Genomic DNA, 11,810 nt, shown 5'->3' with positions numbered 1-11,810 from the left:
CTCCGCCCCCGCCCTCCGCCCCCGCCCTACGCCAGACTGTCCCGCCAGGCCCGGTGCAGATCCGCGAACCTGCCCGTCCCCGCGACGAGTTCGGCCGGCTCGCCGTCCTCCACGATCTTCCCGTGTTCCATCACCAGAACCCGGTCCGCGATCTCGACGGTGGACAGCCGGTGCGCGATGACCACCGCCGTACGGCCCTTCAGCACCGTCGCCATCGCCCGCTGCACCGCCCGCTCGCCCGGGATGTCCAGCGAGCTGGTCGCCTCGTCGAGGATCAGCACCGCCGGATCGGCGAGCAACGCCCGTGCGAACGCCACCAGCTGGCGCTGACCGGCCGAGATGCGGCCGCCCCGCTTGCGGACGTCGGTGTCGTAACCGTCGGGCAGGGCGCTGATGAAGTCGTGCGCGCCGATCTCCTTCGCCGCCCGCTCGATCTCCTCGCGGCCGGCGTCCGGGCGGCCGATCGCGATGTTCTCGGCGACCGTGCCGGAGAAGAGGAACGCCTCCTGCGTCACCATGACCACCCCGCGCCGCAGTTCGGGCACGGCGAGGTCGCGCAGGTCGACGCCGTCCAGCAGTACCCGGCCGCCGGAGGGGTCGTAGAACCGGGCCAGGAGCTTCGCCAGGGTCGACTTGCCGGCACCCGTCGAGCCGACGACGGCGACCGTCTGTCCGGCCGGGATCGTCAGGTCGAAGCGGGGCAGCACCTCGCCGCCGGTGCGGTAGCCGAAGCGGACGCCGTCGAAGACGACCTCACGGCCCGGGTGTTCGCCCTCCAGTGGCGGCAGCTGCCGGGGAGCCGACGGCTCGGGCACGGACGGGGTCTGCGCGAGCAGCCCGGCGATCTTCTCCAGCGAGGCCGCCGCCGACTGGTACGAGTTGAGGAACATCCCGAGGCGGTCGATGGGGTCGTAAAGCCGCCGCAGATACAGCACCGCCGCCGCCAGCACACCGAGGGCCAGCGTGCCGTCCGCGACCCGGTAGGCACCCCACAGCACGATCGCCGCGACCGCCGTGTTGGCGACCAGCCGCGAGCCGGTGACGTACCGGGCCATCTCCAGCAGCGCGTCGCCGTTGGTCCGCTCGTGCCGCTGGTTGAGCACGGCGAAGTCCGCGTCGTTGACGGTCTCACGGCGGAAGGCGCGCACCGGCCGGATACCGTTCATGGTCTCGACGAACTTGACGATGACGGCGGCGATCGCGGTGGACCGCGCCCGGTACACCCGCCCGGCCCGCCGCTGGTACAGCCGCACCAGCGCGTAGAGCGGCACGAACGACGCCAGCGCCACGCCGCCCAGGCCCAGATCCAGCCAGAGCAGCATCGCCGAGATGTAGACGAAGGACAGGATGACCGTCACGAGCTCCTGGAGGCCCTCGTCCAGCAGCTCCCGCAGCGACTCCACGTCCGTCGTGGACCGGGAGATGAGCCGGCCCGAGGTGTAGCGCTCGTGGAAGTCGACGCTCAGCGCCTGCGCGTGGCGGAAGATCCGGCCGCGCAGGTCGAGCAGCACGTCCTGGCTCACGCGGGCCGCCGCCGCGACGAACGCGAACTGGAGACCTCCGGCGGCCAGCGCGCACGCCAGATATCCCACGGCCACCGCGATCAGCGGCCCCTGGTCCCCGGCCCGGAACGCCGGTACGGCACGGTCGATCGCGTACGCCACGAGCAGCGGCCCCGCCTGCACGACCGCCTGCTGGAGCAGCAGCAGGAGCGTGGTGACCGAGACGCGGGCCCTCAGCGGCGCGAGCAGGGAACGCAGCAGGGCGGCCGTGGCGCCCGGGGGAGTGGGCAGGACGTCCCGGTCGAAGGGGTCGCCGGCGGCGGCCGGCCGGTCCTCGGGTTCCTGATCGGCCGGTGTGGTGGTGGCCGCCGTCATCGTGCGCCCTCCTCTTCCCCTGACTGTTCTCCGGACATCAGGTGCGCGTACTCGGCGTTCGTACGCAGCAGTTCGTGGTGGGTGCCGACCGCGGCGATCCGGCCGCCGGACAGCAGGGCGACCCGGTCGGCCAGCAGCACGGTGGACGGGCGGTGCGCCACGATGAGGGCGGTCGTGTCCGCGAGGACGTGCCTCAGGGCGGCCTCCACGGCGGCCTCCGTGTGCACGTCCAGGGCCGACAGCGGGTCGTCCAGCACCAGGAACTCCGGCTGCCCGACGACGGCTCTGGCGAGCGCGAGGCGCTGCCGCTGCCCGCCGGAGAGGCTGAGGCCCTGCTCCCCGACCTGGGTGTCCGTCCCCTGCGGCAGCGCGTACACGAAGTCGGCCTGTGCGACGGACAGGGCGCGCTCCAGGTCGGCAGCCCCGGCGGCGCCGTCGGCACCCATGAGAACGTTGTCGCCGACCGGGGCCGAGAAGAGCGTGGGCTCCTCGAAGGCGACGGCGACCTTGGCGCGCAGGGCCTGCCGGGACAGGGTGGTGATGTCGACGCCGTCGAGCGTGATGCGGCCCGAGGTCAGCTCGTAGAGGCGGGGGATGAGCGCGGTGAGCGTCGTTTTGCCGCTGCCGGTGGCGCCGACCAGGGCCATGGACTCGCCGGGACGGATGTGGAGGTCGACCTCGTCGAGGACCGGCGGGGAGCCGGGCGGGGCGTCGGGGTAGCGGAAGGTGACGCCGTGGAAGCGAAGCCCCCTGTCTCCGCCGCCGGCCGGACTCGCGCCGGCGACGGGGGCAGCCCCTTCGACCTCCTCGTCCATCACCTCGAAATACCGCTCCGTGGCCGTCGCCGCCTCCTGGCTCATCGCCAGCAGGAACCCGATCGACTCCACCGGCCACCGCAACGCCAGCGCCGTCGAGAGGAACGCCACCAGCGTGCCCGCCGACAAGCCCCCGTCGGCCACCTGGACGACCCCGACGACCAGCGCCGCCCCGATGGCGACCTCCGGCAGCGTCACGATGACGCCCCAGATCGTCGCCAGCAGCCGCGCCTTGCGCAGTTCCGTGCCGCGCAGGGTCCCCGACAGTTCACGGAACGCCCGCGCCTGGCTCCGGTGGCGGCCGAAGCCCTTGATGATGCGGATGCCGAGGACGCTCTCCTCGACGACCGTCGTCAGGTCACCGACCTGGTCCTGGGCGAGCCGGGCCACCTTCGCGTACCGCTTCTCGAAGATCACGCAGGTCACCATGACGGGCACCGCGGGGCCGAGGACGACCAGCCCCAGAGTCCAGTCCTGGAGCAGCATGATGACCACCCCGACGACGATCGTCACCCCGTTGACCAGGAGGAACGTCAAGGGGAAGGCGAGGAACATGCGCAGCAGCATCAGGTCGGTCGTGCCCCGGGACAGCAACTGTCCCGAAGCCCACCGGTCGTGGAAGGCCACCGGCAGCCGCTGGAGGTGCCGGTACAGGTCGGCCCGCATCGACGCCTCGACGTGGGACAGGGGCCGCGCCACGAGCCACCGCCGAAGCCCGAACAGCAGGGCCTCCGCGAAGCCGAGCAGCAGCAGGTACAGCGCCCCCAGCCACACCCCGGCCGGGTCCCGGTCCGCGACCGGCCCGTCCACCATCCACTTCAGGACGAGCGGGATGACCAGACCCACGCAGGAGGCGACTATCGCCACGAACGCGGCGGTGAACAGCCGTGCCCGTACGGGCCGCACGTACGGCCACAGGCGCAGCAGCGTACGCACGGCGGAACGGTCCTGGGCGGGTGCGGGTGTGGTGGCCATCAGCAGCGAGCCTACGGACCGCCACTGAAACCGCCCACCGAGTTTTGCCCGGCCGCGGGTCGGCCGTTGGTCCTACGACCTGTGCGCACGGGTGCCCGAGGGGGAGCCGGAACGACGCCTCAGCCCGCCACCCTCAGCAGCAGCACCGCCCGCCCCGGCACCGTGATCTCCGCCCCCGCCGCGTGCTCCACGCCCGGCGCCTCCCCCTGCTCCTCCAGGCTCGTGTCGACGACGACCTCGTACCGCTCCGCCCACGGCGGCCCCGGCAGCATGAAGTTCACCGGCCCCTCGCCCGCGTGCAGCACGGCGAGGAAGCTGTCGTCGAGGATCTGCTCCCCGAACTCGTCCCGGCCAGGGATGTCCCGCCCGGACAGATACATGCCCAGCGTGGCGGCGGGCGCGTACCAGTCCCGTTCCGTCATCTCGGTCCCCCGGGAGGTGAACCAGGCCAGGTCGCGCAGCCCGTCCGCGGTCTGCGCCCGGCCCGAGTAGAAGGCCCGGCGCCGGAGCACCGGGTGCCGGTGGCGCAACGCGATCAGCCGGGAGGTCAGCTCGAACAGTGCCTTCCAGCCCGGATCCTCCAGCAGCCCCCAGTCCACCCAGCCGATCTCGTTGTCCTGGCAGTACGCGTTGTTGTTGCCACGCTGGGTGCGGCCGAGTTCGTCACCCGCGACCAGCATGGGCACGCCCGTCGACAGCAGCAGTGTGGTGAGCAGGTTCCTCAGCTGGCGGCGCCTGAGCGCCCGTACGCCCTCGTCGTCCGTCTCGCCCTCGGTGCCGCAGTTCCAGGAACGGTTGTCGTCCGTGCCGTCCCGGTTGCCCTCGCCGTTCGCCTCGTTGTGCTTGCGCTCGTAACTCACCAGGTCGCGCAGGGTGAAACCGTCGTGCGCGGTGATGAAGTTGACGGACGCGTACGGCCTGCGCCCGCCCCAGGCGTACAGGTCGCTGGAGCCCGACAGGCGGTAGCCCATCTCCCGTACGTCCGGCAGCGCGTGCCGCCAGAAGTCCCGTACGGCGTTGCGGTACCGGTCGTTCCACTCCGTCCACAGCGGCGGGAACGCCCCCACCTGGTAGCCGCCCGAGCCGACGTCCCACGGCTCGGCGATCAGCTTCACCCGCCGCAGCACCGGGTCCTGGGCGATGACGGCCAGGAACGGGGAGAGCATGTCGACGTCGTGCATGGAGCGGGCCAGCGCCGCCGCGAGGTCGAAGCGGAAGCCGTCCACGCCCATCTCCGTCACCCAGTAGCGCAGCGAGTCGGTGATCAGCCGCAGGACGTGCGGCTGGACCACATGCAGGGTGTTGCCGCATCCGGTGTAGTCGGCGTAGCGGCGGGCGTCGTCCTGGAGGCGGTAGTAGCCGCGGTTGTCGATGCCCTTCAGGGAGAGCGTCGGGCCGAGTTCGCCCGCCTCGGCGGTGTGGTTGTAGACCACGTCGAGGATGACCTCGATCCCGGCCGCGTGCAGGGCGCGCACCATGCGCTTGAACTCGCCGACCTGCTGGCCCCGCGTCCCGGAGGCGGCGTAGGCCGCGTGCGGGGCGAAGTAGCCGACGGAGTTGTATCCCCAGTAGTTCCGCAGGCCTTTGCGCAGCAGGTGGTCCTCGTGCGCGAACTGGTGCACCGGCAGTAGCTCCACCGCCGTCACGCCCAGCTTCACCAGGTGCTCGATCGCGGCCGGATGGGCCAGGCCGGCGTAGGTGCCGCGCAGTTCCCCGGGGATGTCCGGGTGCCGCTGGGTGAAGCCCTTGACGTGCAGCTCGTATATCACCGAGTCGGCCCACGGCGTCTTCGGGCGGCGGTCGTACGTCCATTCGTCTTCGGTTCCGCCATCGTGGACGACGACGCCCTTGGGGACGTACGGCGCCGAGTCCCGCTCGTCGCGCACGGTGTCGGCGACGTGCTGCTGCGGCCAGTCACGGACGTGCCCGTACACCTCCGCCGGCAGCGAGAACTCCCCGTCCACCGCACGGGCGTACGGATCCAGGAGCAGCTTCGCGGGGTTCCAGCGGGCGCCGGTCCAGGGATCCCAGCGGCCGTGCACCCGGTAGCCGTAGCGCTGCCCGGGCAGCACACCCGGGACGAAGCCGTGCCAGATCCCGTGGGTCAGTTCGGCGAGCCGGACCCGCGACTCCTTGCCCGCCTCGTCGAAGAGGCACAGCTCGACTGCCTCGGCCCCGCCTGCCCACAGCGCGAAGTTGGTTCCCGCCACTCCGTCCGGGGCGACCCGGAACCGGGCGCCCAGCGGCGTCGGCGCGCCCGGCCGGGCGGTCGTCGCGGGCGGCGGCGCGGCCCGCCGTACACCGTTCGCGGCGGCCTGGCGCCCGTTCCCGGTGGCCTGATGACCGGCCACCGCCTCCTGCTCGGCTGCGCTGGACACCTGTCAGCCTCCCGCGGCTCGTGGAACGACGGGGGCCAGAGGGGCGCGGCCCGTGCTGCATCCCGGGCGCGGCTACCCTGCGCGTCGTCCTCCCCACTGTTCTGCCCAGAGCATGGGTCGCACTCACGTTTCCCTCGGGGCGGGCATGGTCGTTTCCCGGGGACGCGGCCGGTCGTTGGGCACCACGTGAGGCACGTACAAGGGCGCGCGCGGCGCGCGAGGGCCGCGCTGGCCGCCGTAGTGACATGGGCAGGGCTCCTGACCGGGGCAACGGGCTGTACCTCGGACGACGCGGGCGGGATCGCGGGGGCGTTCGGCGCACCCCCGGCGCCCGAGGACGTCATCCGGATCTCCCCCGACGACGGCAGCAGGGGTGTGCGCCCCGGCCGGAAGCTGCGGGTGCGCGTGCCCGACGGCCGCCTGGAGTCGGTGAAGGTCGTCAGGTCGCAGGACGCGCAGGAGACCCCGGTGCCCGGGCGCCTCTCCGCCGACGGCCTGACCTGGGAACCCGAGGAGAAGCGCCTGGCCCTCGCCGCCAAGTACACGATCGACGCGGTGGCCGTGGACGGCGACGGACGCCGCTCGGCCCGGCACACCACCTTCACGACGTACGTCCCCGAGGAACGCTTCATCGGCTACGTCACCCCGGAGAACCGCGCCACGGTCGGCACCGGCATGATCGTCTCGCTGGAGTTCAACCGGGAGATCACCCACCGCGCAGCCGTGGAACGCGCGGTCCGGGTCACCGCCCGGCCCGCCGTCGAGATCCGCCCCCACTGGTTCGGCCGCAACCGCCTCGACTTCCGCCCCGAGCACTACTGGAAACCCGGCACCCAGGTCACCGTCACCCTGCGCCTGCGGGACGTCGAGGGGGCGCGCGGGGTCTACGGCCTCCAGCACAAGTCACTCACCTTCACCGTCGGCCGCAGCCAGGTCTCCGTGGTCGACGCGGCCCGGCACACCATGGAGGTGCTGCGCGACGGCGAAACACTCGCCACCGTCCCGGTCACGGCCGGCGCTCCCAAGACCACCACGTACAACGGCAAGATGGTGGTGACCGAGATGCTGGAGGTCACCCGGATGAACGGCGCCACGGTCGGCTTCAAGAAGCGCGACGGCAAGAGCGAGTACGACATCCCGGACGTCCCGCACGCCATGCGCCTGACCGACTCCGGCACCTTCCTGCACGGCAACTACTGGGCCCACCACACCGTCTTCGGACGCAGCAACGTCAGTCACGGCTGTATCGGACTGCGCGATGTGAAGGGGGGCGGCCCCGCCACCCCGGCCGGCTGGTTCTTCGACCGCAGCCTCGTCGGGGACGTCGTGGAGGTCGTCAACAGCGAAGACAAGAAGGTCGCTGCCGACAACGGGCTCGGAGGCTGGAATATGGGCTGGAAGGCATGGAAAGCGGGCAGCGCGGTGAAGTAACCCGGCAGGGGGGCGGATTGCCCCGACCTTCCGTTGAAGTTGGGACTGAACAGTGACAGTCACGGGCCGTCGGGGCCCGGCGCCCTCTGGTTACTATTCGCCGGTGCGCGGGGGACGCGCAGGGGTGCGGGCCTGACCAGGCCCGGGGAGGGGAGAACAACTTGAACGGGCGACCGATATCGGGGGCGTCGGTTGGTGGCAGGAACGGACTTCTCGCGCTGATGGTCGGCGTGCTGCTCCTCGCCGTCACGGCGTGCGGTGGCGGGGGGACCGGTTCCGGCGAGGGAGACGGCAAGGGCAAGGGCTCGGACGCCGCGCGGAGCAAGCAGTCCGAGGCGGTCGTCAGCATCACGCCCAAGGACGGCGCGAAGTCCGTCGACACCAGCGGCACGCTGAAGGTCACCGCCGCCAAGGGCAGGCTGACGGAGGTCGTGGTCAAGGACGCCAAGGGCCGGAAGATAGACGGGAAGATATCCGGGGACGGCGCCGGCTGGACGCCGTCCACCCACCTGGCCGCCGCCACCAAGTACACGGTCCACGCGGTGGCCAAGGACTCCGAGGGCCGCACGGCCGCGGAGGACGCCGGCTTCACGACCCTGACGCCGGACGACACCTTCATCGGCAGCTTCACCCCCGAGGACGGCTCCAAGGTCGGGGTGGGCATGCCGTTCTCCATCCGCTTCAGCCGGGGCATCACCAACCCGGAGGACGTCGAGAAGGCCATCCGCATCAGGACGGAGCCGGCCGTCGACGTCGAGGGACACTGGTTCGGCAACGACCGTCTCGACTTCCGCCCCGAGAAGTACTGGAAGCCCGGCACGAAGGTGACCGTCGACCTCGACCTCGACGGCGTCGAAGGACGCCCCGGCGTCTACGGCGAGCAGGACAAGACCATCGACTTCACCATCGGCCGTGAGCAGGTCTCCGTCGTCGACGCCAAGAAGCTCACCATGAAGGTCATGCGCGACGGCAAGGTGATCAAGACCATCCCGGTCACCACCGGCAAGCCCGGCATGGAGACCTGGAACGGCCAGATGGTCATCAGCGAGATGCTCCCCGTGACCCGGATGAACGGGGCGACGGTCGGCTACGGCGGCGAGTACGACATCAAGGACGTCCCGCACGCCCTGCGCCTCACCACCTCCGGCACCTTCCTGCACGGCAACTACTGGGCGAGCGGCGCCTTCGGCAACTACAACGCCAGCCACGGCTGCATCGGCCTGCGCGACGTCCGCGGCGGCTGGGACAAGAAGGTGCCCGCCGCGTGGTTCTTCAACCACTCGATGATCGGCGACGTGGTGGTCGTCAAGAACTCCGAGGACAGGACCGTCGACCCGGACAACGGGCTCAACGGGTGGAACATGTCGTGGGAGAAGTGGAAGCGGTGACGCCGAACTGACGACGGGGCCCCGGTGTGACGGACCACACCGGGGCCCCGTCCGTCAGCCCCCGTGCTGTGCTTGCCCGGGGGACGACCCCCGGACCCCCGGCCGGATGTGACTCACGGCACCGGTCCGATACCCGTTAGCCCCCGTGCTGTGCTTGCCCGGGGGACGACCCCCGGACCCCCGGCCGGATGTGACTCACAGCACCGGTCCGATACCCGTTAGCCCCCGTGCTGTGCTTGCCCCGGGGGACGACCCCCGGACCCCCGGCCGGATGTGACTCACAGCACCGGTCCGATACCCGTTAGCCCCCGTTAACCTGCTCCCTATGACCGTCACTCTCGAAGTCGCTGAAGGCGTCGGCACGCTCCGCCTGGACCGCCCGCCGATGAACGCGCTGGACATCGCCACGCAGGACCGGCTGAAGGAACTCGCCGAGGAGGCCGCGGGCCGCGAGGACGTGCGGGCCGTGGTGGTCTACGGCGGCGAGAAGGTGTTCGCGGCCGGCGCGGACATCAAGGAGATGCAGGCGATGGACCACACCGCGATGGTCCTGCGCGCCCGCGCCCTGCAGGACTCGTTCACGGCGGTGGCGCGGATTCCCAAGCCGGTCGTCGCGGCCGTCACGGGCTACGCGCTCGGCGGCGGCTGCGAACTCGCGCTGTGCGCCGACTACCGGATCGCCGGCGAGAACGCCAAGCTCGGCCAGCCGGAGATCCTGCTCGGTCTGATCCCCGGCGCCGGCGGCACCCAGCGCCTGGCCCGGCTGGTCGGCCCCTCCAAGGCCAAGGACCTGATCTTCACCGGCCGGATGGTGAAGGCGGCCGAGGCCAAGGAGATCGGCCTGGTGGACCGGGTCGTCCCCGCCGAGGAGGTGTACACGCAGGCGCACGCCTGGGCCGCGAAGCTGGCGCAGGGCCCGGCGCTCGCGCTGCGCGCCGCGAAGGAGTCCATCGACGCGGGTCTGGAGACGGACCTCGACACGGGCCTGACGATCGAACGCAACTGGTTCGCGGGCCTGTTCGCCACCGAGGACCGCGAGCGGGGGATGCGCAGCTTCGTGGAGGAAGGGCCGGGCAAGGCGAAGTTCCTGTGAATCCCCCTTCAGGGCTTGCAGTTGACGCGGCGTCTGATCCCCATCCCTCGATGGGGCGGTTTATGACAGCCTTAAGGCAGCCTTAAGCGTGTCGGATCGAGTGATTCCGCCCATTGTCGCGAAGCGGGGCATCGTCGCAGGTCAGAGCCGCTGCGGTGGACTCCGAAATGCCTTTGGCATATGTCATCGGGTCACTGGACGGCGGTCCGTTCCCAGGGGCGTATTCCCCGGGAACGGCCCCCGGGGGTGCTCCAGGCGGCCATGATGGGGGCATGGCGGGGCTGGAGGGTATGGAACAGCCGCGGGGACACGCACATGCGGCCGCGGCGCGCTGGTCGCCGACCGTCGAGGACGAACGCGCGCTCAAGGCACTGGAGTTGTACGGCAATCCGACGGAGGCGGAGGTCCCACTGCCGTCCCGCCCCGAATCCGCGGCCACCGCCAGACGACTGGCCCAGGTCGTGATCCTTCGCCACTGGGGGCTCCCCCCCAAGACCACGGAGGACGCGGTGTTACTCGTCTCCGAGCTGGTCGGTAACGCCGTACGCCACACCGGCGCCCGGGTCTTCGGACTGCGTCTGCACCGGCGCCGCGGCTGGATCCGTGTCGAGGTCCGTGACCCCTCGCGGGGGCTGCCGTGTCTGATGCCGGTCCAGGCGATGGACATCAGCGGACGCGGCCTGTTCCTCGTCGACAAGCTGGCCGACCGCTGGGGCGTCGACCTGCTGCCCCGGGGAAAGACCACGTGGTTCGAGATGCGGGTCACGGAACGCTGACGCCTGCCCCACCCGGGAGGTCGGCGCTCGACGCAACCCGGCCGCTACCCGCCCGGCCACACGGGCGCCTTCCGGTGAGCGAGTCCGGCCGGTCCCGGCACTGACCGGCCCCTTGAGTCTCCACCCGCTGGAGGGTCCAGACTCCCGCACATGACCAACCACGGCACCGGGCTGCTCACCATCGGCGAACTGGCCCGGGCCACCGGGCTGACCGTGCGCACCATCCGGTACTGGTCCGACGAGGGCGCGCTGCCCCCGGTGGCCCGGTCCGCGGGCGGCTACCGGCTGTTCGACGCCGCCTCCGTGGCGCGCCTGGAGCTGATCCGGACGCTGCGCGAGCTCGGGCTCGGGCTCGCGGACATCCGCCGGGTGCTGGCCGGTGAGACGACGGTGGCTCAGGTCGCGGCCGCGCACGTGGTCGCGCTCGACGCGCAGATCCGGTCGTTGAAGGTGACCCGTGCGGTGCTGTCGACGGTCGCGAAGCGGGGGTCCGACGCGGAGGAGATGACTCTGGTGAACAGACTTGCACGGCTGTCGGCGGCCGAGCGGCGGCGCATCCTGGAGGAGTTCGTCGACGAGATCTTCCACGGGCTCGACACGGCGGACCCGGTGATCCGCGCACGCATGCGGAGCACCGCCGCCGACCTGCCCGAAGAGCCCACTCCCGAGCAGGTCGACGCCTGGCTGGAGCTGGCCGAGATGCTCCAGAGCCCGGACTTCAGGGCCGAGATGCGCCGGGCCGCCGAGTTCAACGCCGCCGACCACGGGCACGACACGCCGGCCGGGGCGTCCCTGTGGTTCTCCCGGCGGCTCGTGCAACTGGGCGCCGACGCCCGCGGGCGCGGTATCGCCCCCGACTCGCCGGAGGCCGCCGAGGTGGTGCGCGAGCTGCTGGGCGAGGCCGACCCCGCCATCGTGCTGGACCGGCTGCGGTCGCACGCCACCGGCCGGGTCGCCCGTTACCGCGAGTTGCTCGCGGCCGTGAAGGGCACCGGGCCCGAGGCGGCGTACCGGGAGGAGTTCGCCTGGGTGGTCGCCGCGCTGGAGGCACGTACGGGCAGCTAATCTGACCTGCGT

8 protein-coding genes are annotated in these 11,810 nt (G+C 71.5%); 5 read left to right on the top strand and 3 right to left on the bottom strand.

The features are described from left to right. Nucleotides 1–26: 26 nt before the first annotated feature. The 3 genes from IE97_RS0105580 to glgX all read right to left on the bottom strand — a co-directional run bounded on the left by IE97_RS0105580 (nt 27) and on the right by glgX (nt 6,045). On the bottom strand, nt 27–1,877 hold the full coding sequence (locus IE97_RS0105580; RefSeq protein WP_030232073.1) for an ABC transporter ATP-binding protein: 1,851 nt from the start codon (nt 1,875–1,877) through the stop codon (nt 27–29). Then, nucleotides 1,874–3,667: an ABC transporter ATP-binding protein gene (locus IE97_RS0105575; RefSeq protein ID WP_030232070.1), complete on the bottom strand. Its 1,794-nt coding sequence runs from the start codon at nt 3,665–3,667 to the stop codon at nt 1,874–1,876. Before IE97_RS0105575 ends, IE97_RS0105580 begins: the two co-directional genes overlap by 4 nt. Before the next feature lie 119 nt (nt 3,668–3,786). Then, nucleotides 3,787–6,045 carry a glycogen debranching protein GlgX gene (gene glgX / locus IE97_RS0105570; RefSeq protein WP_030232067.1) on the bottom strand — a complete coding sequence of 753 codons (2,259 nt, stop codon included), beginning with the start codon at nt 6,043–6,045 and terminating at the stop codon, nt 3,787–3,789. Nucleotides 6,046–6,231: 186 nt separating this feature from the next. Here glgX and IE97_RS0105565 point away from each other — a divergent pair, with 186 nt between their 5' ends. The 5 genes from IE97_RS0105565 (at nt 6,232) to IE97_RS0105545 (ending at nt 11,798) form a co-directional block, all read left to right on the top strand. Beyond that, nucleotides 6,232–7,476, top strand: coding sequence for a L,D-transpeptidase (locus IE97_RS0105565; RefSeq protein WP_030232064.1), 1,245 nt, complete (start codon nt 6,232–6,234; stop codon nt 7,474–7,476). 161 nt (nt 7,477–7,637) lie between these two features. After that, entirely contained in the window at nt 7,638–8,864 is a 1,227-nt protein-coding gene (locus tag IE97_RS0105560) for a L,D-transpeptidase family protein (protein WP_030232061.1), read from the top strand. Between the two features lie 325 nt (nt 8,865–9,189). Next, nucleotides 9,190–9,957 (top strand): enoyl-CoA hydratase/isomerase family protein, encoded by a 768-nt coding sequence (locus tag IE97_RS0105555; RefSeq protein WP_030232058.1) that lies wholly within the window; start codon nt 9,190–9,192, stop codon nt 9,955–9,957. A 167-nt stretch (nt 9,958–10,124) separates the two neighbouring features. Then, nucleotides 10,125–10,733: an ATP-binding protein gene (locus tag IE97_RS0105550; RefSeq protein WP_078603093.1), complete on the top strand. Its 609-nt coding sequence runs from the start codon at nt 10,125–10,127 to the stop codon at nt 10,731–10,733. 150 nt (nt 10,734–10,883) lie between these two features. Then, complete coding sequence (locus tag IE97_RS0105545; RefSeq protein WP_030232051.1) at nt 10,884–11,798, top strand: MerR family transcriptional regulator; 915 nt, start codon at nt 10,884–10,886, stop codon at nt 11,796–11,798. Nucleotides 11,799–11,810 lie beyond the last annotated feature (12 nt).

Source organism: Streptomyces sp. NRRL S-455, from assembly GCF_000717875.1.
Lineage (GTDB): Bacteria > Actinomycetota > Actinomycetes > Streptomycetales > Streptomycetaceae > Streptomyces.
Note: the sequence above shows the minus strand (reverse complement) of the source record. Positions and strands in the feature narration are given on the sequence as shown.